Here is a 25,177-nt window from a genome sequence, read left to right as displayed (position 1 = left end):
TAATCGAAATTTGTGAGAAATTTAAATGTATATATTATGAGCACTACAATATTAGGATTAGATAGAGTAAAAGTACAAGACTTGACAGTAAACTTGAATGAATTATTGGCTAATTTTCAGGTATACTACCAGAATTTAAGAGGATTGCATTGGAATATTAAAGGTAAATCATTTTTCGAATTACATGTCAAATTTGAGGAATTGTATACCGATTCTCAAGAGAAAATAGACATGATCGCTGAGCGAATATTGACGCTTGAAGGTACACCATTGCACACATTTGAAGATTATTCAAGTTTGGCTAAAGTGCCAGTTGGGAAAAATGTTAGTAATGATTCGGAATCACTTCAACTTATTGTTACAGCATTGACAACTTTGATAGAAATTGAACGAGGGATCTTGAATCAGTCAGATGAAGCTGATGATGAAGGAACAAATTCAATGATGAGTGATTTTATATCTGAGCAGGAGAAGACAGTATGGATGCTGAAGGCCTGGTTGGCATAAATTATAAAAGAAAACATCCACCAATGGTGGATGTTTTTTTTTAATACATATCCCAGAACTCTCTCTTCTTATTGAGTTCTTTTTCGCTTTTATGGTAATCGTCAACTTTATGAACCTTCAAAAACGAAGGGTGTTGTTCAATAGCATATTGTAATTTTTCCACTATGTCTTCAACTGAATCATTTTCATAATCGATATCCATTGGTTTTTTGATCACCATTGATTGAAGAATACCTCTTTTTTTAATCATCAATCCTTTTTTATCAAAAGACCGTCTGAAACCATCGATGACGATAGGAATAACAATCGGTTTGTTTTGTCTAATAATATGAGCAGTACCTCTTCTAATTGGCTTAAAGGGTGTTGTAGTTCCTTGCGGAAATGTAATGACCCATCCGTCCTTTAAAGCAGTAGTTATACTTGAAACATCTGATAACTTCACCTTTTTATTGACGTCTTTGCCCTTTTCTCTCCAGGTCCTTTCGATTGAAATAGACCCTCCATAGGCCATTATTTTTGGTAATATTCCAGATCGCATTGTCTCTTTAGCGGCCACAAAATAAATATTCAATTTTGGCTGCCATAAATAACCAACATCTTTGATAGTATCAACTCTTCCGCTTAATGCAGCATTAAAAACATGCAACATGGCTGCTACGTCAGCAAAATAAGTTTGATGATTTGCTACAAAAAGAACATTATTATCAGGGAGATCTCGAATTATTTCGGACCCCTCAATATGCAGTTCATTAAACCCTCGATACCTTCTATGAGAAAATAATCCCATAATACGAATCAATGATTTTTTTAGAAAAAGACTATTTCCAAATACATCCTTCTTAAATAATGCCATTCTTTACATTTTGCACAACAAACTTAAAAAAATTAATGAAGATTTGCTTTGATTAGGTCTTTAATTTCACTTAACATCATGGCAGTTGCTCCCCAAACCACTTTTTTGTTTAAATTGAAGCAAGGAACATCAATGTTTTTCATATAACTGGTCGATAAATTTTCAGTATTTACAGAATCTTCATTTAGTAAATCAGTCAGTTTTACTTCAAGAAGGTCTTCAACCTCATGGTTTGTTTCAAAGTCAGGTCTTGAATCTGTGAAACCAATGAACGGGCTTACAAGAAAATTGCTTGGAGGAATATACGTGTCTGTAAGTTGTCTTTTTATTGATATAGCTGCCATATTAATTCCAACCTCTTCTGATGTTTCTCTTAGGGCCGTAAATTCAAGATGACGATCAGTTAGTTCATATTTTCCTCCGGGAAAGGATATTTGAGAAGAATGGGTTCCGTCATATGATGCTCTTATTATGAGTAAAAAATTTGTCAAATTATTTTCATCAGGATAAAATAAGGCAAGCACAGCGGCTTTTCTTGGGTTAGCTGATTCTAATTCTATTTTTTTTAAAAGTCTTCGTTCTTTAGGAATCATTTTCTGATGTGAGGAGAAACCACCTAATTGCGTGTCTTCGATCTTAGAAATCAATGATAAAAAATAGTCAAACTCCATATAAAAGCATATTTTTACAAATACGAATTTACAATTATTCTTGCAATCCAAATTGCCGATTTTAGATGTGAATGCGAGAGTTAATAAGATATAGTTAAATCATAAAATTGCTTTTATTCGTAAGTAAAATGGATTCTTACGTCTGTTAGAAGCATAAAATTTATTATATGAATATAGGAATAGTTTGTTATCCGACATATGGCGGAAGTGGTGTTGTAGCGACTGAGTTGGGAATTGCTCTAGCTCAAAAGGGACATCAGGTGCATTTTATTACATCTCATCAACCGGTAAAGCTAAATTTTCTGACTCATAACCTACATTTTCATGAAGTTTTTGTAGAAAATTATCCTCTATTTCATTATCAACCTTATAATTTGGCGCTGTCGAGTAAATTAGTAGAATCTGTTGAAAAGTATGATTTGGATGTGTTGCATGTGCATTATGCAATTCCTCATGCCTATGCTGCCTATATGGCCAAACAAATGTTGAAAGATATCGGGATTGATATTCCTATTGTAACAACCTTACACGGTACTGATATCACATTAGTGGGAAGCCATCCTGTATACAAGCCTGCAGTTGAATTCAGCATTAATCATTCTGACGCAGTAACGACGGTTTCAAATAGTTTAAAAGAAGATACTTTGCGTTTGTTTAATATCAGAAAGAATGTTGAAGTCATTTATAATTTTATAGATTTTGAAAAGCAGGCTTCATGGAGTGATGAACAGTGTATGAGAGATACCTTAGCTAGTTCAGATGAAAAAATATTGGCACATGTGAGTAATTTAAGACCTGTTAAAAGAGTACTTGACGTTATTCGTATTTTTCATAAAGTTCAAAAGGAAATTCCATCTAAACTTATATTGGTTGGAGATGGCCCTGATAAAGAAAAAGCAGATTTGTTAGCTAAAGAACTAGGCGTAAAGGATAAGGTATTATTCCTGGGGAAAAGTGATGAAATAAGAAAAATTTTATGTTTGACCGATTTGTTTCTTTTGCCATCTGAGACTGAAAGTTTTGGGTTGGCTGCCTTGGAAGCTATGGCAGCACATACTCCTGTAATTTCAAGTAACACGGGTGGTTTATCTGAAGTTAATGAACATGGAGTAACCGGGTTCTTGAGCGATGTTGGCGATGTGGATGATATGGCTAAAAATGCTATTTTTCTTTTGAGAGATGCAGAAAGGCTTGAGAAGTTCAAAAAGCAGGCCTTTGAAAGTGCACATCAATTTTCAATTGAATCGATTTTGCCCAAATATGTTAGTATGTATGAAAGGGTAATTAAGAATGGGTTCTAATAAGGATAACCACTTAGTTTTTCATATAATAATTCAATCCTTCAAGTATTGTTTCGGTGCTTAATTGCACATCTAACTGACAGTGTTCTAAGGTGTCGAGCAACACAAAATTCACCTTTCCATTAACGTTCTTTTTATCGTACTTCATCAGATCGATAATGTCAGGCATGTCATCAACTTCAATAGCTACGGTGCCATAAAACTCATTAACAAAAGACTTGAGTTCATTTGTGTATTGTAAAGGGAAATTGAACTCAACTGAAGAATAATACAATTCGATCACCATCCCAACGGCTATAGCCTCTCCATGAGTCAAACTTTTTTTATCCGGAGATTCTAAAAAATACGACTCAATGGCATGACCGATTGTATGGCCAAAATTCAATGATTTTCTTAAACTATTTTCTAAGAGATCCTGAAGAACAACATCATTTTTTATTTCAACTGATCTATGAACCAATTTTTTAATAACACTCATGTCAAGGTCTTTGAATGTTTTGATCGTTTGCCACAGCGCTTGGTCAAAAGTAAAACCATATTTAATGATTTCTGCCAGACCAGATTTCATTTCACGCGTTGAAACGGTATTTAAAAAATCCATATCAATAAGGACCATTTCGGGATTGCTAAAAAGACCAATTTGATTTTTTAAGGCCCCTAGGTCAACTCCAGTTTTCCCACCAACTGATGCATCAACCATACTCAATAGGGTAGTCGGAATGTTGATGAATTTCACACCACGCTTAAATGTTGAGGCTACAAAACCTCCCATGTCTGTAATAACGCCTCCACCCAAATTTATAATTATAGATTTGCGGTCAGCACCAAGTTCAGAAAATTTGTTCCACAACAAGTTACATGTCGTAATATTCTTATGAATCTCTCCCGCAGAAACTTCAATAATTTCAGCTTTAGCCTGTAGTTCAGATTTTTTGAGAAATAAAGGAAGGCAATGCTTTTTAGTGTTTGTATCTACGAGAATAAAAATTTTTGAATGAAAATTTTCATTGAGATATTGACCCAAATTAGTGTAGGCACTTTCTTCAAAATGCACATAGTAATTCGTAGATAAGATTGACTGCATAAAAATAAATTTTATCATGCAAATAACGGTCAAATAATTGAAAAAAATAAATCACTCTCGGTATCTTTGCGAAAAACAAATTAGCATGAAGAAACTTTTTAATAATACGGAAGTTGCTTTTAGTTTAAAATCTGATTCTGAACTTGAAAGAGCTTATTTTTTATTCAAACTGATTAAAAGTGAACCTTTGGTAAAAATAGGTACGGCTGTAACAAAGTTTGCCTTAAAATCGTCACTCCCTGTTGAAGGATTGATCAGATCTACTGTTTTTGATCATTTCTGTGGAGGAGTAAGTGAAGATGACTGTATGACAATTATAGAAAGGATGTACAGTAAGAAAGTATATTCGGTTTTGGACTACTCTGTTGAAGGAAAAGAAGAGGAAGCCCAATTTGACCTTGTACTGAAAAAAATACTTTCCTTAATCAATTTTGTTAATGAAAAGGAAGCAATGCCTTTCGCGGTTTTTAAACCGAGTGGATTCGGCCGATTTGAATTATATAGAAAGCTTACTGAAAATGTTGCCTTAAGTGAAGAGGAAAAAATAGAATGGTCTAAAGTAGTTGATAGATTTGAAAAAGTTGCCAAAGCTTGTTATGATAAAGATGAATGCTTGCTGGTAGATGCTGAAGAAAGCTGGATGCAAGATGCAGTGGATGAGCTGATGGAATCATTGATGGAGAAATACAATAAAGAAAAAGTGATCATTTTCAGCACATTACAACTGTATAGACACGATAGACTTGAATATTTGAAAGGACTTCATCAACGTGCTAAGGAAAAAGGATTTAAAATTGGCATGAAGCTTGTCAGAGGAGCTTATATGGAAAAGGAAAGAGAACGTGCAGAAGAAAAAAAATACACAGATCCGATTTGTGCCACAAAGGCTGAAACTGATGAGAATTTTAATGCAGTGCTTACCTATATGTTTGAAAATTTGGATGACATGTCAATTTTTTGTGGAACCCATAATGAAAACAGTTCGTATTTATTAATGGATCTTATCAATAACTCCAACTATAAAAAAACTGATAACCGATTGTGGTTTGGTCAATTATACGGGATGAGCGATAATATTTCTTATAATTTGGCCGATCAAGGTTTTAATGTAGCGAAATACCTTCCTTTTGGTCCGGTTAAAGATGTGATGCCTTATTTGATCAGAAGAGCAGAGGAAAACACCTCAGTTGCAGGACAAACCAACAGAGAACTTGATTTGATCTCAATCGAAAAGAAAAGAAGAAAAGTATAGATGTCGACAAGGAATATTTCGATTAACATTATCTGGACACTTATAGTGTTACTGGTGATGGATGCTTATGTTTATTCAGCACTGCGTAAAAGTATACAGAAAAGTAAATGGAAGACTTTTTTAAATGTTGCTTATGGCGTATCTGTCTTGTTAAGCTATATCGGGTTTTATTATTTATACTTTTATTTTACGGTTAAACCCTTACAGGTTGAGCTAGCACCGAATCTAGCCATTGGTTTCTTTTTTTCGCTTATAGTTGTTAAAATTTTATTGCTTCTTTTCTTTTTATTTGAAGATGTTTTCAGATTTCTGGAACATGTATTTAACATACTCAGAAGCTTTATAAAAGCAGATAAAAAAACGATCAGCAGACCAGGTAGGAGAGGATTTATAAGGCAGGCAGGGTTGATTTTTGCCGGAATCCCTTTTACATCCATGTTATATGGCATTACCAAAGGAAAGTATGATTTCAGGGTTAAAAAAGTAAAGTTAGCCTTTGATAATCTGCCTAAAGCTTTTGAAGGTTTTAAAATTGTTCAGATTTCAGATATTCATTCGGGTAGTTTTGATAGCAGAGAAGCTATTATGGATGGCATTGCATTGATCAATCAGCAAAAGGCAGATGTTATACTCTTTACAGGTGATCTGGTCAATAATGATTCTCGTGAGATTTTACCTTTTATAGAAGATTTTAAGACATTGAAAGCGCCTTATGGTGTGTATTCAGTTTTGGGAAATCATGACTATGGAGATTATAAAAAATGGGATTCTGCTCAGGATAAGCAAGAGAATATGGAATTGCTTTATCGGTACCAGAAAGAAATGGGTTTTCAATTGTTGAATAACGAGAACAGTATCCTTACCAAAGGGGAGGATGTTATTGGTATTTACGGAGTTGAAAATTGGGGCAATCCGCCATTTCCTCAAAAAGGTGATCTTGACAAGGCATTATCAGGTAAGGAAGAAGTTGGTTTTAAGGTTCTTTTGAGTCATGATCCGACTCATTGGGATAAGAAAGTCATAGATTATCCTGTCCATATTGATTTGACTTTGTCTGGTCATACCCATGGGATGCAATTTGGGGTTGATATACCCGGTTTTAAGTGGAGTCCAATCAAATATATTTACCCTCAATGGGCGGGGCTTTACAAGAAAAAGAAACAACTTTTATATGTGAATAGAGGGTTTGGTTTTTTAGGTTTTCCCGGAAGAGTAGGGATATGGCCAGAGATTACCCTTATTGAATTAACTAAAAATGGTTAAAAATTATGTTTGAATTTTTTAAGTCAGGAAAAGATGATACCCAAGGTCAACCTAATAGAATTGGATTGGAGCAAAAGGAACAATGGTCAGAAATCCTTGAATTATCCCTTGAAAAGCCGGTATTTATATTTAAACATAGCAGTCGCTGCGGAATCAGTTCAATGGTGTTAAGCCGTTTTGAAAAACAAATAAAAGAACGGGATGAATCCTACTACTTTTTACACATTCAGGGAGAGCGGGAATTGTCAAATTGGTTGGCTGAATCTTTGGCCATACGTCATGAATCTCCTCAGCTTATCGTAGTTAAAGACGCAGAGGTTATCGCTCATGATTCGCATCACGCCTTACTCGATATCATCCCCAAATTATAATAGCATTAAGGCTTTTCTTTAGGATAAGTTCTTGCTTTTTTGATTTTACCAATACACTCCCCAAAACCTATTTTGAGGTCTTCATTTTTGCAAGAAGCCTTCATTATTACCGTGTCACCGTCGTTAATAAATTTTCTTTCAGAACCATCTGACATGATAAGCGGCTCAGTGCCTTTCCATGTCAATTCAAGCATAGACCCAAAACTTGTTTTTTCTTTTCCTGAAATGGTGCCACTTCCATAAAGGTCTCCGGCTCTAACATTACAACCATTAACAGTCTGATGGGCCAATTGTTGGGCAATACTCCAATATAAATTTTTGAAATTTGTATTACTGACCAGTGTTTCTTTTTGTTTTTTAGGTTTGATATAAGTTTGAATTTCAATGTCAAAACTTGTTTGGCCCTCATCCACTAAATAGGGAAGTGGCTTAGGGTCTTGAACCGGACCAGCTGTTTTAAATGGCTCAAGGGCATCAAGGGTGACAACCCATGGTGATATTGTAGAAGCAAAATTTTTGGCAAGAAAAGGACCCAGTGGAACATACTCCCATTTTTGAATATCTCTGGCGCTCCAATCATTGAGCAAGACCATTCCAAAAATGTGATTTCTGGCATCATCTACTTCAATAGCCTTTCCAAGTTTATTTGCATCAGTGGTGATGAAGCCCATTTCCACTTCAAAATCCAATAATTTAGAAGGTCCAAAAACAGGGTTTGAAGCCCCTTGAGGAATCGTCTGCCCCAAAGGTCTGCGTATTTTTGTACCCGAAACTACTATAGATGAAGACCTTCCATGATAACCTACCGGAATATGAACCCAGTTTGGCAAAAGGGCATTTTCAGGGTCTCTAAACATGGTACCCACATTTGTAGCGTGATCCTTACTCGAATAAAAATCAGTATAATCACCTATTTCAACAGGTAGGATCATTTCAATTTCATCAATACTAAAAATAACAACCTGCCTATGCTTTTTGTTGTTTTGTAATTTTTTATTCTCAAGATCAAAGATGTCTGCAATTCTGTTTCTGACCAGGCGCCATGTTGTTAAACCATCTGCAATAAAATCATTTAAGGTGTCTTGCATGAAAATATCAGCAGCTAGAGGAATTCCTTCGAAATATCCCAACTGCTGCAGTGCAGCAAGATCAATGGCATAGTCTCCAATTCTTGTTCCAATAGTGATGACGTCATCTTTAGTTAGAAAAACCCCAAAAGGTAAGTTTTGAATAGGAAAGTCTGATTTTTTTTCAACAAGTAACCAGGATTTTCTCTTTGGATTGTTAGCAGTTATCTTCATGATTTTTGAGAATTTAATAAAAAAATATCCAGAATTTAAGAATACAATTATTTCATTTCAAATATAGAAGTTTCTTGATATATGAAGGATGAATTTATTACTTTTGTGAAGGATTTTAACTAAATAATAAAAACTGTATTCATGAGCCGTGATGAAATAATTTTTGACCTGATATCTGAGGAAAAAGAAAGACAAACCAATGGTTTGGAATTAATTGCTTCAGAAAACTTTGTTAGTGAACAAGTAATGGAAGCTGCAGGCTCCATTTTGACCAACAAATATGCTGAAGGATATCCTGGGAAAAGATATTACGGAGGTTGTGAAGTGGTTGATCAAATTGAACAAATTGCCATTGATAGGGCGAAGACTTTATTCAATGCTGAATATGTTAATGTGCAACCTCATTCAGGTTCACAAGCCAATACCGCTGCATTTCAGGCCGTTTTGAAACCAGGCGATAGAATACTCGGTTTTGACCTGTCACATGGTGGACACTTAACACATGGTTCTACAGTAAATTTTTCTGGAAAATTATACAAGCCTTCTTTTTACGGAGTTGAAAGAGAAACCGGAGTTTTGGATTATGATAAGATTCAAGAGAAAGCTAATGAAGTTAAACCGCAATTGATCATTGCAGGGGCATCTGCTTATTCAAGAGATATTGATTTTAAAAGATTTAGAGAAATAGCTGACAGTGTTGGAGCAATTTTGCTTGCTGATATATCACATCCGGCTGGATTGATAGCCAAAGGTATTTTGAACGATCCGATACCTCATTGTCATATTGTGACTACTACTACCCATAAAACCTTAAGAGGACCAAGGGGTGGTATTATTATGTTAGGTAAAGATTTTGAAAATCCTTTTGGTGAAAAGACTCCTAAGGGAAAGGTTAAAATGATGAGTACATTATTGAATTCAGCTGTTTTCCCTGGAACACAAGGCGGACCATTGGAGCATATTATTGCTGCAAAAGCCATAGCTTTTGGAGAGGCATTGACTGATGAATTTCTTAATTATCAGATACAAGTAAAGAAAAATGCTGCTGCCATGGCAGAAGCGCTAGTGGCCAAGGATTATCATATCATTTCAGGTGGAACGGATAACCATATGATGCTTATCGATCTAAGGAATAAAAATATTACTGGGAAAGAGGCAGAGAACGCATTGGTTAAAGCGGATATTACTGTGAATAAAAACATGGTTCCATTTGACGATAAATCGCCTTTTATCACTTCTGGAATACGTATTGGAACTGCAGCCATTACGACCAGAGGTCTTTTAGAAAATGACATGGCCTTAATTGTTGATCTCATTGATGAGGTGATTAATAACTTTGAAGATGAAGCTGTTTTAGAAGCGGTGGCATTAAAAGTGAATGACCTAATGAAAGATAAGCCGCTTTTTTCAAGAGCTTAGCGCCTAATTCATACATGATATTAATCATTGAATCCTGAAGAGATTTACCATATTTTTATAGGTAAATATGCCAGGAATGGGTTCGCAATCAGTAAAAGCCATTGAAAGCTTAAGGGAACGAAAAGAATTTTTATATCATTTGTTAAATGATGTAAAGGCACTTGAAATGATGCTTGAGCAGGATATGTTTGAAAAAGGCATCCAAAGAGTTGGAGCCGAGCAGGAATTATGTCTCGTTGATAAAAACTTCAGACCTTCTTGTAACGCAATTAAGGTTCTTGAACAAATTAATGACAGGCATTTTACTACAGAACTGGCACTTTTCAATTTAGAAATCAACCTTGATCCTCTCGAGCTTAAAAATGATTGTTTTTCTCAAATAGATAAAGATCTCACCAAGCTTATTTCTCATGGAGATACTATTGCCAATGAAATAGACGAGACTAAAATAATTCTTACTGGAATTCTACCCACTCTAAGAAAGCGTGATATGGTATTCAAGAATATCACGCCTTATCCAAGGTATAAAGTGCTGAACAAAATATTGAAAGATATTAGAGGAGATGATTTTATGCTCAAAATAAAAGGGGTAGATGAACTGATTCTTAATCATAAATCTATATTGTTTGAAGCCTGCAATACAAGTTTTCAAGTTCATCTTCAAATACCTGTTAATGAAATGGTTGACAAGTATAACTGGGCACAGGCTATCGCCGGACCGGTGTTGTCAATATCTGCCAATTCACCATTATTATTAGGAAGAGAATTATGGAGTGAAACGAGAATTGCCCTTTTTCAGCAAAGTGTCGATTTAAGGAATAAATCGTACTTGCTTCGCGAACAAAAACCAAGAGTCTCCTTTGGTAGTAGCTGGATCAAAAATTCAATAATTGAACTTTACCAGGATGATATTGTTAGGTATACACCCTTATTAACGACCGATTTAAAAGAAGATGCAGTAGCCAAACTCAATAGAGGGGAAATCCCGAAACTGGAGGCAATTGGCATTCATAATGGAACCATTTATAGATGGAATAGAATGTGTTATGGTCAGAACAATGGTGTTCCTCATATGCGTATAGAAAACAGGTATATTCCGGCTGGTCCGACTGTCAAAGATGAAGTGGCTAATGCATTGTTCTGGATAGGCGTTATGCAGGGGATGCCGGATAAATATAAAAAACTGGATGCGTCAACTCCGTTTAATGAGGTTAAAGGGAATTTTATAAATGCAGCAAGAACAGGGATTAATACTTATTTTAATTGGTTTGGGAGAGGGATTTCAGCGCGCAGACTAATCTTGGAAGAATTACTTCCTATTGCTCGTGATGGCTTGTTAAAATCTAAAATAGATAAAGCAGATATTGATAAATACCTTACTATAATTGAAAAAAGAGCCTCTTCAAGACATACAGGAGCCCAATGGCTTAAATACAGCAACCGAATTTTGAAAACCAAGATGACCAAAGACATTGCTAATGCTACGTTGACAGCTCATCTATACAAGAATCAAAAATCAGGTAAACCAGTTCATGAATGGGAAATAGCCAAAGATAATCATGTATTGAATTTAGATGTTGGAATAAGCAAACTGGAAAAATTCATGACCACTGAAGTATTTGTGGTTAAAGAAAATGACTTAGTTGAACTCGTTGCTAAAATTATGGAATGGAGAAACATTCATCATATCCCTGTAGTGGATGATAATAATAGGCTCACAGGTTTGATCACCAAAACAAATATTTTGGAAATAAAAGGTCAGGATACCAATATAATTGTTGCCAAAGACATTATGGTGAAGAACATCATCACGGTTGATTCTGAAACATCAATTGAAAAGGCGAACAAAATTATGATTGATAACAAAATCGGGTGTTTACCAATTATAGAACTTGAAGATCTGGTGGGTATTTTGACCAAAAATGATCTTTCTAAATTACTCCCATCATAAATTATGAGTAAAACGATTAGTAAAAACGTATTGCATTTTTCTCATGATAACAGGGTGTTGGGAAGTTTTTATGGTACAGATAATGGCCCAACAGTTGTCATTTTTTCTGGAATTCATGGAAATGAAAAGGCAGGCGTACATGCCGCCCAATTGGTAATTGATAAAATTAAAAGAGATAATGTAAGGTTTATTGGAAACCTTCACATCATACTTGGCAATATCAATGCTTTGAATAAAGGAATTCGATTTGAAGATAAAGATCTTAATAGAGTTTGGCGAAACAGCGACATAGATAATTTAAGAAATGAAACGACTCATAAGAATTTGGAGTCAAGAGAACAAAAAGATATTTTTCTGATAATCCAAGAAATACTAAAAGAACCAGGACCATTTTATTTTTTGGATCTGCATACTACTTCTGCTTCTTCGGTACCATTTATTACCATAAGTGATTCTTTGAATAACAGAAAATTCTCTGCAAATTTCCCTATTCCAGTGGTTTTGGGGATAGAGGAATATCTGGATGGACCATTATTAACATTTATCAACGAGTATGGTCATATTGCTTTAGGTTTTGAAGGTGGGGCTCATCATGACGAAAGTTCGATTGTTAGTAGCGAAGCTTTTATTTGGAAGGCTTTGGTTCATTCTAAATGTGTAGCGGCGTCAAACATTCCTGGTTACCTTCATTATGAAAACGTATTAAAAAATCTAGGCTGTGAATACCAGTTTTTCGAAATTAAATATAGGTATCAGGTTTCTGAGAAGGAGCATTTTGAAATGTTGAAAGGGTTTGAAAATTTTGAGCCCATTAGCAAAAATCAAACCCTTGCCCTTTCGGACGGAGTAGAGATATATGCACCCGATGGAGGGAGGATATTTATGCCTCTTTATCAAAAGCTTGGAGAAGATGGTTTTTTTATATTAAATAAAATATCAAGATTCTGGCTTGGGGCATCTTTGACTCTTCGCAAATTAAAAATAAACCATGTTTTACGTTTGATTCCTGGGGTAAAAAAAGATCCTGATAATAATTATACGCTAATAGTTGACCCACGTATTGCAAGGTTCATGACAAAACAGATTTTTCATTTATTTGGTTATCGACAACAAATTTTAAAAGATGATAAGCTACATTATATTAAAAGAGATCGAAAATTGACTGAACTATAGTAAGCTTAATCATTGTAATGATAAATAGTTTTTTAAAATTCCCAAAGCATATTTACTTGCTATTTCATGGGCAAATTTAGGGAAATCAACATGGGCATTATTATTTGCATTATCAGAAATGGTTCTTATTATTGAGAATGGTTTATTGTATTCAAAACAAACCTGAGCTACTGCCGCACCTTCCATTTCAACGCACTTTACAGTAGGTAAGCCTTCACTTATTTTATCACTTTGCATTTTATTAGATATAAACTGGTCACCTGAAGCAATATCACTTTCAATTACTTTCGGTGAAATAATGTTGAATTCGGTTAAAAGTTCTTTTGAAAGAAATAATTCTATTTCAGCGAGAAAGCTTTTAGAAGAGGCCATTAGATCTGCCCTTTTAGCTTGGTTGGTCAAAAACGAAGTTTTCCCCAAGAGCGGAACTTCATAGGTCTCTACCAATGGGCTTGCGTTCATATCATGTTGAAAAAGCTGCTTACCCACTATAATATCGCCAATTTGAACATCTTTATGAATCGCCCCAGCAACTCCTGTAAATACTAATTGATCAACCTTAAAATCGTTTATTAATTGAGTCGCTGTTGTTGCTGATGCCACTTTTCCCCAACGTGAAAAAACCAAAACTACAGGCTTGCCGTATAGTTTGCCCACATAATAGGTTCTCATGCCCTTGACCTGCTTACTTTCAATTTCAAGTACTTCAATAACAGCCTGAATTTCTTCTTTCATGGCGCTGATGATTCCAGTATACATGGTAAGTCCGATTTTGTTAGATGATAATGCCGTCTTTCATCTCAACTTTACGATCAGCCATATCGGCTAGTTCTTGATTATGAGTGACGATGACAAAAGTTTGTTGAAATTGATCTCTAAGGGTAAAAAACAACTCATGAAGGTTTCTAGAAGAAATAGTGTCGAGGTTCCCACTTGGTTCGTCAGCAAAAATAACATCTGGTTTATTAATTAAAGCGCGCGCTACGGCAACTCTTTGCTGCTCCCCGCCAGACAGCTCATTTGGTTTGTGATGAATTCGGTCTGATAAACCTAAGAAATTCAATATTTCTGCAGCCTCTATTTCCACTTCTTTCTTTTGCCTATTGGCTATAAATCCTGGGATACAAACATTTTCAATAGCGGTAAATTCAGGTAATAACTGATGGAATTGGAATATAAAACCAATATGCTTATTTCTGAACTTTGATAAGGCTTTATCGTTAAGGACCTGAATATCCGTATCATTTATATACAAAGATTTTGAGGATGATGGTTTGTCTAAAGTTCCTAGGATCTGCAAAAGTGTTGTTTTTCCAGCCCCACTTGGGCCAACAATGGCAACGATTTCGCTTTTCTCAATATGTAGGTCAACTCCTTTAAGAACCTCTAATTCTCCATAGGATTTATGAATATTCTTAGCTTTGATCATTTTGATAAAATATGCTGGTGAAAATACAATTTTTTAGTGAGTATCCAATTTAAAGGAAGAGTTGGGAGTGAAAAGGAATAGGTATAAATTCATTATGAATCTTTCTTTTTTATCCAATGTTTTAAATTATTATAATCGAGATAATAAATCAATTTCAAGGATAAGAGATGTCCATAAGGCTGCTCAAGTAAATCTGACAGATTCTCTCCAAAAGAAAGATCTGATCTGTCATCTTCACTTTGAATGGTATTTCTATAAAGCGCGACAAATTCACTTCCTCTTGTAAATTGCCAGACATATCTTAAATCGAGATTCCAATTGTTAAAATTCAGATCGTTTTCTTCGTCATAAGGATGTTCGGTCAAATACCCGTCATCTTCCAGCTCATAAAATTGATCTTGATAAGCTACAGTTGACCAATAGTGTCTAAATGATAAGCTTACGGATGATCTGTCATTAAAATTGTATTTACCAGAAAAACTATTTTCTATTTGATCATTTTGTCTGACACCAAAAATAATGGTATCATCATCTAATGTATCAACATAACCAGGCTGATTAAAGCTCCTGTCTAAAGTGAATCCATAACCGAATTCAAGTTTGTCATTTACTCTGAAGCGTGGCCCAACGCCCAACTCGTAGGAATATTCATCTGTGCCATATCTTGCCCGATAGTCTATGCCAACTTCAACAGCTATTTTTTTTCTAAAATCTGAAGAAAAATAACCTTCAGTTGAAAACATGCCATTTCGAATCCAATAGCGGCCTTCAGTTCTGGGTTCGAAAAAATCAATCCTTTCGCCTAAATTAGTTCCAATTTCAAGACCGTAAGACAATTGCTTTAGATTGGTTGCAAAGAAATCGATCTCCATATAATTACCTGTTGTAACACTTGGTTCAAATCGTCTGAAGTGTCCCGCAAAAAAACTTACCCTGAGAAAGTTGAAATGATTAGTAGGTTTGAATATTTGATAGGAGACATTCCCCATAAAATCATTGTAATTATTACTTCTTTGAAACCCAAGATCGTTTTTGTCATATTTATCATCAGCAAACCTGTGTCTTAAACTATACCTTATATGACCTTCAGTTTTTTCAAATTCAAGTCTGGAGGCAAATCCTGTTGTGTTGCTATCGTCTTCATTAATAGTGCTTGTACTTCCATCTCCACTCAATCTATAAGAATTAGCCTTGTTGGCCAATCGAAATACCAAAGAGGTCACATTGGCATCTCGGAATGATCCTTCTCTAAGCACATTTGTGTTTACCAGACCAATTGAAGAGTTCTTGTTGAATTCCTGATCAATAACAAAAACATTATAATTCGCCAAAGGTTCGGTCTTTAATTTAGATGTTTCTCCTGTTATTGTATCTTGAATTGTAGCAAAGGTTTCCTCCGTTACAGCATTAAGTATTGCCAGTCCTAATCCTTTTTGTGACCTTCCAGTTACCTTTACCGCATTTAATACTTTAACTTCGTTAGGGTTGCTCACGATCTCTTCTTCGTCATACGCATCTTCAACATCACTACTACCAACTGGGGCATTACCAATTCTTCTTGAAAAAAACAGATTACCTTTTTCCAGCAAATCAGCACCTTCAATAAAAAACTGACGTTGTTCAGAGAAAACTTGCTCAAAGGGCCCAAGGTTTAAAACCACATTGTCAAAACCCGCTTGAGAAAAATCAGGGACCAATGTTGCAAAAAGGGTGAAATTATCTGTGATCCCATATTTAAGGTCCATACCAAAATTCAAGGAAGTATCAGTATTTCCATCATTACTATCGAGTACAAAAGACGTAAAAGGAGAGAAGCTTAATCGGGTAGGAGGCTTAATATCCTTTAAGCCGGTCAGTATACCAGCATATTGAGTCATTCTGCCAGTTGATTTGTCAATATAGTTCCAAACATATTGCTCTCTTGTTGTTTCAATACGTCTATGCATATTTAGGCCCCAAGTCATATCTTTACCATCTGCGAATCTTAAAGCAGCATAGGGAATTTTCATTTCAACATACCATCCTTTTTCATCAAAGCTAACCTGGCTGAACCAAACCTCGCTCCAACTGAAATCTTCTCCATTAGCGGGTGATACCTGCGCATCCATTTGAGTTCCACCTGCGGTTACAAAGAATTCAAATTCATTTTGTCCATCATTATTTGGGCTAATGGCAACACCAAAAAAATCAGCTGTCCCTAGATTGTCCCGCTCACTTAACTGCCTCATGATTTTGTCAGGATTAGCATCATACAAGTAAGCTCCAATATAAATGGCCTGATTGTCATATATGATTTTAACCTCAGTTCTTTGGTTCTTTGGTTCTGGATCACCGTCGCCGGGTCTGAACATAACAAAATCTTTGGCAATGTTGGCGTCTTCCCAGGCACCTTCGTTAAGTTTCCCATCAATAACAGGTGCTTCGCTAATTCTTTGAGCTTGTAGTTCTTTTTTTGTGTTTTGCGCCATGCTGTTTATGACCGACAAAAAACAAAGGAGGAGAAGAAATTTTCTCATTTAAAAGGGAATGAATGAATAGATTTATACTAAGCGAATGTATGTAGCACAAGAATAATTGTCTCTTAAAAAACTGTTAAACTATTGTGAAAATGCAGCTTTATTCAAGAGAATATGAAAGTTCAAAATGGATAAAAAAAAATGAATGGGCTTTGATTGTATTTCAATTAAATACTTACTTTTGTAAACATCAATATATAAACGACTTATTAATGAACTTACACGAATATCAAGGGAAAGAAATCTTAAACAGTTTCGGAGTAAAGATACAGCGAGGAATGGTTGCAGACAATCATAAAAAGGCAGTTGAGGCAGCTAAATTATTAGCAACTGAGACTGGCACTGGCTGGTGGGTTATAAAAGCTCAAATTCACGCAGGTGGACGCGGAAAAGGCGGGGGTGTTAAATTAGCCAAGAATTTAGGGGAAGTAGAAAGTATTTCTAAAGATATAATAGGAATGATGTTGAAAACACCTCAGACTTCTGCTGAAGGAAAGAAGGTGAACCAGGTTCTTATTGCTGAAGACGTTTATTACCCGGGAGAGAATGAACCTGAAGAGTATTATATGTCTGTATTGCTTAACAGAGGAACAGGAAAGAATATGATCATGTATTCTACTGAAGGTGGAATGGACATTGAAACGGTAGCAGAAGAAACACCTCACCTTATATTCACTGAGGAAATTGATCCAGGTGCTGGAATATTAGGTTTCCAGGCCAGAAAAATTGCATTTAACCTTGGCTTGTCTGGAAAGGCATTTAAAGAAATGGTAAGGTTTGTATTTGCACTTTATAAAGCATATGTAGAATCAGATGCCTCATTATTTGAGATCAATCCGGTTTTAAAAACTTCAGATGACAATGTTTTGGCTGTTGATGCCAAAGTTACACTTGATGATAATGCATTATACAGACATAAAGATTACCAGGACTTAAGAGATTTAAGAGAAGAGAACCCAATTGAAGTTGAGGCTAATGCTGTTGGTCTTAATTATGTTGATCTTGATGGAAATGTTGGATGTATGGTTAATGGTGCAGGTCTTGCGATGAGCACTATGGACCTTATTAAACAATCAGGTGGTGAACCTGCCAACTTTTTGGATGTAGGAGGTACTGCTGATGCGGAGAGAGTTGAGACTGGTTTTAGAATCATTTTGAGAGACCCTAAGGTAAAGGCAATTCTGGTCAATATCTTCGGAGGTATCGTTCGTTGTGACAGGGTAGCCCAGGGAATCGTTGATGCTTATAAAAATATGGGAGATTCAATTAAGGTTCCTATCATTGTAAGACTACAAGGTACCAATGCTGTTGAAGCCAAAGAATTGATTGATGCAAGCGGATTAGATGTGATTTCAGTGGTTGAATTTAGAGAAGCAGCTGAAAAAGTTCAAGAGGTTTTAGCATAAACATATTCAATTATAAATTAAAAAGGCCTGAAGAAATTCGGGCCTTTTTTGTTGTTCTACAATCTTGTTTCTTTATAAATTTTGCAAAAAAAACATCAATTTCTACAAATACGTGTAAGTTCAAAAATCACTTCTAAGCAAAATAATAGCAAAATCCGTCAAATTTTGGTGTTTTCTGATTAACCATTTTCCTCTAGAAGGATCCTGATAAAAATAACTTTTGAAATAATTTAATTATTAAATTCCTGAATTCAGGAGATGTGATGTGTATTTGCACTAATCTAAGTAGTTGAATTACAATATTTTAAATATATTTTTAAGTATAAATATAAATCTAGTTGTTTTCAGGGATATTTGAAATTCCCATTTTTATCTATTGTTTGATACTTGATTTGTGACTTACATTTGAACTATGGTTTTCAAGTGAAATCATATTCTTTAACAAACAATACGATTTAATAATACTATATGAGATAACATTACTTTCTTACATCACGAACATATTAATGATCTACAATTTTTGTCAGATCCCGTTCTTGAGAATTTTTAGAAATTTTAGCTCCACTTTATTAAATCTCTTTATAGACAATTTTTCCTAATTTGAAATAATACGCAAACATTGAATTGCTAATTATTAACATAAATATTTCAATTATGAAAAAGATAACTTTATTCTTCGCATTAAGCTTCGTGAGTCTAGTAGGATTCGCTCAAGAAACAAAAAACACTACAAATTCTAGTTCAGAAACAATAGAACGTCAATCAGAATACATTATTGTATTAGACGATATTATAGTTGATGATAATATAGATATGTTGTTAACTGGAACAAAGGTAACAAACGAATTAGAGCTTGATTTCAATCACCATGAATTGGTTCATGATGCTCCAGATAACTTTGATATAGAGAGTAAATTTGTAGAAGGAGCTTTCTCTTATAATGAATATGCTTTGCATTATGCTGATGATCCAACAGATTTAGTTGATCTGAGATCATAGTCTAGTAGAATTCAAGAAAGTTATCTTCCCAATAAATAAAGTACAATAAACAAGTCATAAATCATAAAATTAAAACGCCATGAAAAAAACACTATTAATACTCGCTATTGCTTTAACTGGATTTACAACTTATGCTCAAGAAGCTAAAGAAACGGTTACCAAATATGTTACAACTTTCCCTAATGGAGAGGAAGCCATAACCATTACAGACAAATCAAATTCAAGTTCTCTGGAGCTTTCATCTGCAGACAGTTTTTATAAATATGAAATCCTGGAATCATCAAACCATGAATTGGTTCATGGCCAGAACAACAGAGGAAATGTTTGTGCGATCGATAAGAGTAAATTAAACGATGGTACCTATACTTTAAAGGTTTACACGGATGATTTTGTAATTACATCTGATATAACAATCTCTAATGACGAAGCATCAAAAGGAAGTATCCAATAATAAATTTAAACATTAAACTAAATATCATGAAAAATATAATTCTAATACTCGTAATATCATTGATCAGCATGTCAACATATGCACAATCAACTACAAACAAACAATCTGAGAAAGTTACAAAGTATGTAACGACCTTCCCAAATGGTGAAGAAGCCATTACAATTACTGACCATTCAGCATCTGACAACCTGGAATTAACTTCAGCTGATAATTTCTATAAATATGAAATTTTAGAGTCGTCAAATCACGAGTTGTTGCACGGATCTAATAACCAAGGGAAGGTATGTAATATTGACAAGACGAAGCTAACAGACGGAACATACACCTTAAAGGTTTATACAGATGATTTTGTTATCACGTCAGACATAACCATAACGAATGGTATGGAAAATCAATCTGGAGCCATACAATAAACGTATGTTGATGACTAAAATAAAATTCATATTCAATTTTATAATGATGTTCATAGCTTATAACGGATTCGCTCAAAACGAACAAAAAGAAAAGACAAGGAATATAGCCACTTTTTCGAATGGAGATGAAGCGATTGAAATCATTGCAAAATCAGATAAGAATGTGATCAAATTGACAACTACAGCTGATTATAATAAATATGAAATTTTGGATCTGTCGAATCACGAGGCGATTCATAAATCAACAAGTAGGAAGAAATTAATTCAAGCTGAACAAGACGCTTATTACATGGTAGATGGTTCTGACAAAGATCCAGAAGATGAAAACGAGGATAGTAGCGGTGCTTAAACAGCAGATTGCATTAGACAATTAATAAACGAAGGACTATTAAGTTAGTTTTTACAAACCCAACAAAAATCAAGAAATAATGAAAAGATTCAATTCACTCACTGCAATTATTGCCCTGACATTCGGCTTGTTAATAAACAATCAAGTTGTTGCACAACAATTCAATGATATGGACCAGAATCCTCATGACATTGTTTATTACAAACCAGCGTCTGAAGATGCACCTCAAATAAAGGTAATCTACGGAAGACCTAAAGCTGAAGACACTAAAGTCTTTGGAACTCAGGTGCCTTTTGGACAGATTTGGAATACTGGAAGTAATGAATCGACTGAAGTGAAGTTTTATTGTGATGTAATGTTTGGAAACAAATTTGTAAAAGCAGGAACTTATTCGTTGTATACGATTCCAAATGAGAATTATTGGATCGTCATTTTGAATGGTAAAACTGATACCTATGGAGCTCATTTTTACGATCCAAAATATAACATTGCCAGTATTGATGTTCCAGCTGTTAAGGGGCAGAATTTAGAGAACTTCTCTATTGGTTTTACAACAAAAGATTACGGTACGCAAATGATACTTGCCTGGGCCGAAACAAGAGTCAAAATTCCGTTATACACTGAAGAAAGACTCATTTCAAAAATATAATTATTGATTAATTTGTGTTGCCTGTATCTAGACATCGCCATATGAATAGATACAGTTTTAGAATCAAAAAAAAGGGGATTATTTTAAAAATAGGTTTGTCTACATATTAGATGAACCTATTTTTATATTTGGGCATCATCATAGTACAAGTATCTTTGCGACCAAACCATTTGTATCTATGTTTTGCAATTACATCATATATCTTATCTCTAAATCGCAGGGGCAAGATACCAGCAAAAGAAATCATGGTCCAGGGCCAATTTAAATACCTGCAAATTTTTAATACAGCAGTTGATTTTTGATAAAGCTGGTCGTCTTCGATAAAAATGATAGAATCCATCTTGATTTTTTTCACATTATACTGTAACAAAATATTTTTTGCAGCGTCTGATTGTAAGGAAGCGAATAAGAACTGTTCATTAACATCTCTTTTGAGTAAAAACTGAACAGCTCCATTACATAAGTTGCAGATACCGTCGAATAGGATGATTGTTTTTTGACCCTTTTCACTCATACTGCTAAATTAATGAATTTGCTTTGTTTTATAAGGTTTACAAATTGTTTGATTAAATAATAAATACCGTTAGCTAATGATTAAAATCGAAAATCTTCATAAGTCTTATCCAATGGGAGATGAGTCACTACACGTCTTAAAAGGATTGGATTTACATATTAAAGAAGGAGAGTTTGTTTCTATTATGGGTTCTTCCGGTTCAGGAAAGTCAACGCTTCTAAACATAGTAGGGCTTTTAGATGTTCACGACGAGGGAAATTATTATTTAAACGGTCAATTGATCGAAAAATTAGATGAAAAAAAAGCAGCTGTATTACGAAATAAATTTTTAGGATTTGTTTTTCAGGCTTTTAATTTGATTACATATAAAAACGCACTTGAAAATGTTGCCTTGCCATTATACTATAAGGGAGTAGGTAGAAAAGAACGGCATAAAATTGCTATGGAGTACCTTGAAAAAGTAGGATTAGCTGAATGGGCGAATCACTTGCCTAGTGAGCTTTCTGGTGGACAAAAACAGCGAGTCGCAATTGCGAGAGCTCTTGTTACCAACCCTAAAGTGGTATTAGCAGATGAACCAACTGGTGCTTTGGATTCGACCACTTCACATGCTGTAATGGAATTGTTGAAAGAAATCAACAATGAAGGAATGACAGTGTTTGTGATCACACACGAAGAAGATATCGCCGCAGAAACTGACAGAATAGTTCGATTGAAAGATGGAGTTATTATTAGTGATGAAAAAATGAAAAATAAAGCAGAAGCTTAAAATATGTTTGATCTAGACGGATGGCAAGAAATTTTTCAAAGCATTGGTAAGAATAAACTAAGAACTGTTTTATCTGGTTTAACAATTACTTTTGCTATTATGCTTTTCACTATTCTATTAGGGATGGGTAATGGCTTGAAGAACACTTTTTCATCATTTTTTAGCAGAGATGCGGAGAATGCAATTTTTATTATGCCCAATAATACATCAAAGGCATATCGCGGATATCAAAGTGGTAGAAGGATTGAATTTAAAAACGATGATGTCGATTATATTGAGGCGAAATATAAAGATGAAATTGAATTTATAATTAGAAGAAATGAAAGACGAGTTGATTTTTCATATAAGAATGATAAATCTAATTATTCATTGATTGCCGTTGACCCAGAAATTCAATTTTTAGAAAGAGCAGTTCCTTTTGAAGGTCGTTTTATTAATAAATCAGATTTAAATAAAAAATCAAAGGTTATCGTAATTGGACGCATGACCAAACAAGACTTATTCCCTACTGGTGTAAGCGCTGTGGGTAAATACTTAAATGTTGGAGGATTGGCCTATAAAGTGGTTGGTGTTTTTTCTGATCCAGGAGGTGACAATGAAGAAAGACTGAATTATATTCCGATTACAACATCACAGGCTTTATATGGTAACAATGATAAGGTAGATCAGATCAACATTTTATATAATTCAAAACTGTCAACAAGTGAGGCAATTAGTTTTGGAAATAATTTAGTCAAGGATTTAAAGGATCGATTTAATGTGGCTCCCCGAGATGTACGCGCAATTCGTGTGATGAATAGGGCAGAGGTCGTTCAAGGAACCAAACAGACTTCAGGGGCCTTGGATATGATAGTCATTATTATAAGTATTGGTACGTTAATAGCCGGAATTGTAGGAATCAGTAATATCATGATCTACATTGTAAAGGAAAGAACCAGAGAATTAGGGATTCGCAAGGCAATAGGAGCTACTCCAAATTCAATCATAAAAATGATCATGTTTGAATCATTATTTATAACCTCAATAGCTGGTTATCTGGGAATGTTGATAGGTATTGGGGTACTGGCATATGCCGCTCCCGGTTTGGAAAAATATTTTATTAAGGATCCAAGTGTAGATACAGGAATCGTAATATTCGCAACCGTATTACTGGTTATTTCTGGAATTATTGCAGGTTATATACCCGCAAGAAAAGCAAGTAAAATTAAACCGATAGAGGCATTAAACGATGCTTAAAACCTAAAATGTTTTGATTAATAATAGTAGATAAAACTATAGCGACTAAATGAAAACAATTTTTGATATTGATACCTGGCAGGAAATTTATAGTGTACTGCGAAAAAATATGACACGGACCATCATCACGATGATCGGAGTAATGTGGGGTATTTTTATTTTAGTGGCTTTGTTGGCAACAGCAAAAGGTTTTGAAAACAGGTTTAATAAAAACATAGGTGATTTAGCTACAAACAGTGTTTTTGTTTGGGGACAATCAACCGGGATGGCTTTTCATGGATTTCAAGAAAATCGTCCTATGCGATTGAAGTTAAGTGATGCCATGCTCATTCAAGAGCAGGTTGAAGGAATTGGTTTTGTAGTGCCAAGGAATCGTAATCAACAAATTGTTTTACATAAATTTTTAGATGGAAACTATGGTGTTGCAGGAGATTATCCCTTAGTGGATAAAGTGGCAAAGAAGAAATTAATGTACGGAAGGTTTATTAATAAAAACGACATTACGTATAGCAAGAAAATTGCCGTTATATCTCAAGATGTTTATGAAGATTTGTTTGAAGAAAATGAAGATCCTATTGGAGAGTTGATAGAGATTGGTGAGATTAATTATACGGTAGTTGGTGTTTTTGAAAGGTCAAATATTAATATGGGACCACCAGTTGCAATTCATATTCCTTTTACAACTTTTCAAAAAGTTTTTAACCAAGGTGATAATATTGGTTGGATGGTGATAACTGGTAAGCCGGAGTATGATATTAGCCAGATTGAATCTGATGTAAAATTATTACTGAAGAATTTACATGATGTACACCCTGAAGATAGCAGGGCATTTGGGAGCTTTAATTTAGGTGAAAGATTTGCGGAAGTGACAGGGTTTTTAACCGGAATGCAATTCCTGACAGTATTTGTGGGACTGGCAACATTGATTGCAGGTATTTTTGCTATTGGTAATATATTATTGATTACTGTAAAAGAAAGAACAAAAGAAATAGGAATTAGAAGGGCTTTAGGTGCCAAGCCATGGGAAATAAAGCTGCAAATCATTATTGAATCAGTAGTATTATCACTATTCGCAGGAATCCTTGGAATTATTGGAGCTGGTGGTGTTGTATTTTTAATAAACTATGTCTCTGATGGACCAGATGCCGTTTTGCTGAATTCTTCGGTTGAAATTTATGTAATCCTATCAGCTCTTTTAACTTTAGTCGTTTTGGGAACTTTGATCGGGTTAATCCCTGCTAACAGGGCGATCAGAATAAAACCAATTGAAGCTTTAAGAGATGAGTAAAAAAACAAATCA

Annotated in this window: 25 protein-coding genes; 17 read left to right on the top strand and 8 right to left on the bottom strand. The window is 34.7% G+C overall.

Annotation, left to right across the window (positions count from 1 at the left end; translation table 11 throughout):
- Positions 1-36 precede the first annotated feature (36 nt).
- Entirely contained in the window at positions 37-507 is a 471-nt protein-coding gene (locus QWY87_RS15925; protein WP_290293076.1) for a Dps family protein, read from the top strand.
- Positions 508-547: 40 nt separating this feature from the next.
- Here QWY87_RS15925 and QWY87_RS15920 read toward each other — a convergent pair whose 3' ends face one another.
- Together QWY87_RS15920 and QWY87_RS15915 are read right to left on the bottom strand one after the other, a co-directional pair.
- Positions 548-1,360 (bottom strand): lysophospholipid acyltransferase family protein, encoded by an 813-nt coding sequence (locus tag QWY87_RS15920; protein WP_290293074.1) that lies wholly within the window; start codon positions 1,358-1,360, stop codon positions 548-550.
- A 32-nt stretch (positions 1,361-1,392) separates the two neighbouring features.
- Positions 1,393-2,031: an NUDIX hydrolase gene (locus tag QWY87_RS15915; RefSeq protein ID WP_290293072.1), complete on the bottom strand. Its 639-nt coding sequence runs from the start codon at positions 2,029-2,031 to the stop codon at positions 1,393-1,395.
- A 167-nt stretch (positions 2,032-2,198) separates the two neighbouring features.
- On the opposite strand from QWY87_RS15915, the gene bshA reads away from it, so the two are divergent.
- Complete coding sequence (gene bshA, locus QWY87_RS15910) at positions 2,199-3,332, top strand: N-acetyl-alpha-D-glucosaminyl L-malate synthase BshA (protein WP_290293069.1); 1,134 nt, start codon at positions 2,199-2,201, stop codon at positions 3,330-3,332.
- 13 nt (positions 3,333-3,345) lie between these two features.
- Here the strand turns inward: bshA and aroB are convergent, their stop codons facing one another.
- Positions 3,346-4,416 carry a 3-dehydroquinate synthase gene (gene aroB / locus QWY87_RS15905; RefSeq protein ID WP_290293067.1) on the bottom strand — a complete coding sequence of 357 codons (1,071 nt, stop codon included), beginning with the start codon at positions 4,414-4,416 and terminating at the stop codon, positions 3,346-3,348.
- Positions 4,417-4,501: 85 nt separating this feature from the next.
- Here aroB and QWY87_RS15900 point away from each other — a divergent pair, with 85 nt between their 5' ends.
- Genes QWY87_RS15900 through ytxJ form a run of 3 tightly spaced genes read left to right on the top strand, consistent with a single transcriptional unit; the run spans position 4,502 to position 7,302 of the window.
- Positions 4,502-5,668 (top strand): proline dehydrogenase family protein, encoded by a 1,167-nt coding sequence (locus QWY87_RS15900; protein ID WP_290293064.1) that lies wholly within the window; start codon positions 4,502-4,504, stop codon positions 5,666-5,668.
- A complete protein-coding gene (locus QWY87_RS15895) occupies positions 5,669-6,931 on the top strand; it encodes a metallophosphoesterase (RefSeq protein ID WP_290293062.1) in 1,263 nt (420 codons plus the stop codon).
- A gap of 5 nt (positions 6,932-6,936) precedes the next feature.
- The gene (ytxJ, locus tag QWY87_RS15890) at positions 6,937-7,302 is read left to right on the top strand and encodes a bacillithiol system redox-active protein YtxJ (protein WP_290293060.1); all 366 of its coding nucleotides are present in this window, start codon (positions 6,937-6,939) and stop codon (positions 7,300-7,302) included.
- A 5-nt stretch (positions 7,303-7,307) separates the two neighbouring features.
- Here the strand turns inward: ytxJ and fahA are convergent, their stop codons facing one another.
- Positions 7,308-8,603, bottom strand: a complete 1,296-nt coding sequence (gene fahA / locus QWY87_RS15885) for a fumarylacetoacetase (RefSeq protein ID WP_290293059.1) — start codon at positions 8,601-8,603, stop codon at positions 7,308-7,310.
- Positions 8,604-8,744: 141 nt separating this feature from the next.
- Between fahA and glyA the strand changes: the two genes are divergently transcribed.
- The 3 genes from glyA to QWY87_RS15870 all read left to right on the top strand — a co-directional run bounded on the left by glyA (position 8,745) and on the right by QWY87_RS15870 (position 13,146).
- Positions 8,745-10,022, top strand: a complete 1,278-nt coding sequence (gene glyA / locus QWY87_RS15880) for a serine hydroxymethyltransferase (protein WP_290293058.1) — start codon at positions 8,745-8,747, stop codon at positions 10,020-10,022.
- A 76-nt stretch (positions 10,023-10,098) separates the two neighbouring features.
- The gene (locus tag QWY87_RS15875) at positions 10,099-11,973 is read left to right on the top strand and encodes a glutamate-cysteine ligase family protein (protein ID WP_290293056.1); all 1,875 of its coding nucleotides are present in this window, start codon (positions 10,099-10,101) and stop codon (positions 11,971-11,973) included.
- A gap of 3 nt (positions 11,974-11,976) precedes the next feature.
- Positions 11,977-13,146 carry a succinylglutamate desuccinylase/aspartoacylase family protein gene (locus QWY87_RS15870; protein ID WP_290293054.1) on the top strand — a complete coding sequence of 390 codons (1,170 nt, stop codon included), beginning with the start codon at positions 11,977-11,979 and terminating at the stop codon, positions 13,144-13,146.
- A gap of 9 nt (positions 13,147-13,155) precedes the next feature.
- Here the strand turns inward: QWY87_RS15870 and QWY87_RS15865 are convergent, their stop codons facing one another.
- The 3 genes from QWY87_RS15865 to QWY87_RS15855 all read right to left on the bottom strand — a co-directional run bounded on the left by QWY87_RS15865 (position 13,156) and on the right by QWY87_RS15855 (position 17,043).
- Entirely contained in the window at positions 13,156-13,905 is a 750-nt protein-coding gene (locus tag QWY87_RS15865) for a 5'-methylthioadenosine/adenosylhomocysteine nucleosidase (RefSeq protein WP_290293052.1), read from the bottom strand.
- Between the two features lie 16 nt (positions 13,906-13,921).
- Positions 13,922-14,575 carry an ABC transporter ATP-binding protein gene (locus QWY87_RS15860; protein ID WP_290293050.1) on the bottom strand — a complete coding sequence of 218 codons (654 nt, stop codon included), beginning with the start codon at positions 14,573-14,575 and terminating at the stop codon, positions 13,922-13,924.
- 92 nt (positions 14,576-14,667) lie between these two features.
- Positions 14,668-17,043, bottom strand: coding sequence for a DUF5916 domain-containing protein (locus QWY87_RS15855; RefSeq protein WP_290293048.1), 2,376 nt, complete (start codon positions 17,041-17,043; stop codon positions 14,668-14,670).
- A 260-nt stretch (positions 17,044-17,303) separates the two neighbouring features.
- On the opposite strand from QWY87_RS15855, the gene sucC reads away from it, so the two are divergent.
- The 6 genes from sucC (at position 17,304) to QWY87_RS15825 (ending at position 21,358) form a co-directional block, all read left to right on the top strand.
- Positions 17,304-18,497, top strand: a complete 1,194-nt coding sequence (sucC, locus tag QWY87_RS15850; RefSeq protein WP_290293046.1) for an ADP-forming succinate--CoA ligase subunit beta — start codon at positions 17,304-17,306, stop codon at positions 18,495-18,497.
- Between the two features lie 654 nt (positions 18,498-19,151).
- Complete coding sequence (locus tag QWY87_RS15845) at positions 19,152-19,496, top strand: hypothetical protein (RefSeq protein ID WP_290293045.1); 345 nt, start codon at positions 19,152-19,154, stop codon at positions 19,494-19,496.
- 79 nt (positions 19,497-19,575) lie between these two features.
- Positions 19,576-19,947 (top strand): hypothetical protein, encoded by a 372-nt coding sequence (locus QWY87_RS15840; protein WP_290293043.1) that lies wholly within the window; start codon positions 19,576-19,578, stop codon positions 19,945-19,947.
- A 26-nt stretch (positions 19,948-19,973) separates the two neighbouring features.
- On the top strand, positions 19,974-20,360 hold the full coding sequence (locus QWY87_RS15835) for a hypothetical protein (protein ID WP_290293041.1): 387 nt from the start codon (positions 19,974-19,976) through the stop codon (positions 20,358-20,360).
- Positions 20,361-20,370: 10 nt separating this feature from the next.
- A complete protein-coding gene (locus QWY87_RS15830; protein WP_290293039.1) occupies positions 20,371-20,709 on the top strand; it encodes a hypothetical protein in 339 nt (112 codons plus the stop codon).
- A gap of 79 nt (positions 20,710-20,788) precedes the next feature.
- Entirely contained in the window at positions 20,789-21,358 is a 570-nt protein-coding gene (locus QWY87_RS15825) for a DUF2911 domain-containing protein (RefSeq protein WP_290293037.1), read from the top strand.
- Positions 21,359-21,464: 106 nt separating this feature from the next.
- On the opposite strand, the gene QWY87_RS15820 is transcribed toward QWY87_RS15825, so the two are convergent.
- Complete coding sequence (locus QWY87_RS15820) at positions 21,465-21,872, bottom strand: thiol-disulfide oxidoreductase DCC family protein (protein ID WP_290293035.1); 408 nt, start codon at positions 21,870-21,872, stop codon at positions 21,465-21,467.
- 76 nt (positions 21,873-21,948) lie between these two features.
- Between QWY87_RS15820 and QWY87_RS15815 the strand changes: the two genes are divergently transcribed.
- From QWY87_RS15815 to QWY87_RS15805, 3 genes are read left to right on the top strand one after another with little or no spacing between them, the layout of a single operon-like run.
- On the top strand, positions 21,949-22,641 hold the full coding sequence (locus tag QWY87_RS15815) for an ABC transporter ATP-binding protein (protein ID WP_290293033.1): 693 nt from the start codon (positions 21,949-21,951) through the stop codon (positions 22,639-22,641).
- 3 nt (positions 22,642-22,644) lie between these two features.
- A complete protein-coding gene (locus QWY87_RS15810) occupies positions 22,645-23,877 on the top strand; it encodes an ABC transporter permease (protein WP_290293031.1) in 1,233 nt (410 codons plus the stop codon).
- A 49-nt stretch (positions 23,878-23,926) separates the two neighbouring features.
- Positions 23,927-25,165, top strand: coding sequence for an ABC transporter permease (locus QWY87_RS15805; protein ID WP_290293030.1), 1,239 nt, complete (start codon positions 23,927-23,929; stop codon positions 25,163-25,165).
- Positions 25,166-25,177: the final 12 nt, after the last annotated feature.

The sequence above is a fragment of the Lutimonas halocynthiae genome, from assembly GCF_030409835.1.
GTDB lineage: Bacteria > Bacteroidota > Bacteroidia > Flavobacteriales > Flavobacteriaceae > Lutimonas > Lutimonas halocynthiae.
The sequence above is the reverse complement of the archived record's forward strand: the minus strand, read 5'-3'. Positions and strand labels throughout refer to the sequence as shown.

What these genes read in the sequence shown, in the direction of transcription:
- QWY87_RS15925 (WP_290293076.1), top strand. Translation starts at nt 37, where the DNA reads ATGAGCACTACAATATTAGGATTAGATAGAGTAAAAGTACAAGACTTG.
- QWY87_RS15920 (WP_290293074.1), bottom strand. Translation starts at nt 1,360, where the DNA reads ATGGCATTATTTAAGAAGGATGTATTTGGAAATAGTCTTTTTCTAAAA.
- QWY87_RS15915 (WP_290293072.1), bottom strand. Translation starts at nt 2,031, where the DNA reads ATGGAGTTTGACTATTTTTTATCATTGATTTCTAAGATCGAAGACACG.
- bshA (WP_290293069.1), top strand. Translation starts at nt 2,199, where the DNA reads ATGAATATAGGAATAGTTTGTTATCCGACATATGGCGGAAGTGGTGTT.
- aroB (WP_290293067.1), bottom strand. Translation starts at nt 4,416, where the DNA reads ATGCAGTCAATCTTATCTACGAATTACTATGTGCATTTTGAAGAAAGT.
- QWY87_RS15900 (WP_290293064.1), top strand. Translation starts at nt 4,502, where the DNA reads ATGAAGAAACTTTTTAATAATACGGAAGTTGCTTTTAGTTTAAAATCT.
- QWY87_RS15895 (WP_290293062.1), top strand. Translation starts at nt 5,669, where the DNA reads ATGTCGACAAGGAATATTTCGATTAACATTATCTGGACACTTATAGTG.
- ytxJ (WP_290293060.1), top strand. Translation starts at nt 6,937, where the DNA reads ATGTTTGAATTTTTTAAGTCAGGAAAAGATGATACCCAAGGTCAACCT.
- fahA (WP_290293059.1), bottom strand. Translation starts at nt 8,603, where the DNA reads ATGAAGATAACTGCTAACAATCCAAAGAGAAAATCCTGGTTACTTGTT.
- glyA (WP_290293058.1), top strand. Translation starts at nt 8,745, where the DNA reads ATGAGCCGTGATGAAATAATTTTTGACCTGATATCTGAGGAAAAAGAA.
- QWY87_RS15875 (WP_290293056.1), top strand. Translation starts at nt 10,099, where the DNA reads ATGGGTTCGCAATCAGTAAAAGCCATTGAAAGCTTAAGGGAACGAAAA.
- QWY87_RS15870 (WP_290293054.1), top strand. Translation starts at nt 11,977, where the DNA reads ATGAGTAAAACGATTAGTAAAAACGTATTGCATTTTTCTCATGATAAC.
- QWY87_RS15865 (WP_290293052.1), bottom strand. Translation starts at nt 13,905, where the DNA reads ATGTATACTGGAATCATCAGCGCCATGAAAGAAGAAATTCAGGCTGTT.
- QWY87_RS15860 (WP_290293050.1), bottom strand. Translation starts at nt 14,575, where the DNA reads ATGATCAAAGCTAAGAATATTCATAAATCCTATGGAGAATTAGAGGTT.
- QWY87_RS15855 (WP_290293048.1), bottom strand. Translation starts at nt 17,043, where the DNA reads ATGGCGCAAAACACAAAAAAAGAACTACAAGCTCAAAGAATTAGCGAA.
- sucC (WP_290293046.1), top strand. Translation starts at nt 17,304, where the DNA reads ATGAACTTACACGAATATCAAGGGAAAGAAATCTTAAACAGTTTCGGA.
- QWY87_RS15845 (WP_290293045.1), top strand. Translation starts at nt 19,152, where the DNA reads ATGAAAAAGATAACTTTATTCTTCGCATTAAGCTTCGTGAGTCTAGTA.
- QWY87_RS15840 (WP_290293043.1), top strand. Translation starts at nt 19,576, where the DNA reads ATGAAAAAAACACTATTAATACTCGCTATTGCTTTAACTGGATTTACA.
- QWY87_RS15835 (WP_290293041.1), top strand. Translation starts at nt 19,974, where the DNA reads ATGAAAAATATAATTCTAATACTCGTAATATCATTGATCAGCATGTCA.
- QWY87_RS15830 (WP_290293039.1), top strand. Translation starts at nt 20,371, where the DNA reads ATGACTAAAATAAAATTCATATTCAATTTTATAATGATGTTCATAGCT.
- QWY87_RS15825 (WP_290293037.1), top strand. Translation starts at nt 20,789, where the DNA reads ATGAAAAGATTCAATTCACTCACTGCAATTATTGCCCTGACATTCGGC.
- QWY87_RS15820 (WP_290293035.1), bottom strand. Translation starts at nt 21,872, where the DNA reads ATGAGTGAAAAGGGTCAAAAAACAATCATCCTATTCGACGGTATCTGC.
- QWY87_RS15815 (WP_290293033.1), top strand. Translation starts at nt 21,949, where the DNA reads ATGATTAAAATCGAAAATCTTCATAAGTCTTATCCAATGGGAGATGAG.
- QWY87_RS15810 (WP_290293031.1), top strand. Translation starts at nt 22,645, where the DNA reads ATGTTTGATCTAGACGGATGGCAAGAAATTTTTCAAAGCATTGGTAAG.
- QWY87_RS15805 (WP_290293030.1), top strand. Translation starts at nt 23,927, where the DNA reads ATGAAAACAATTTTTGATATTGATACCTGGCAGGAAATTTATAGTGTA.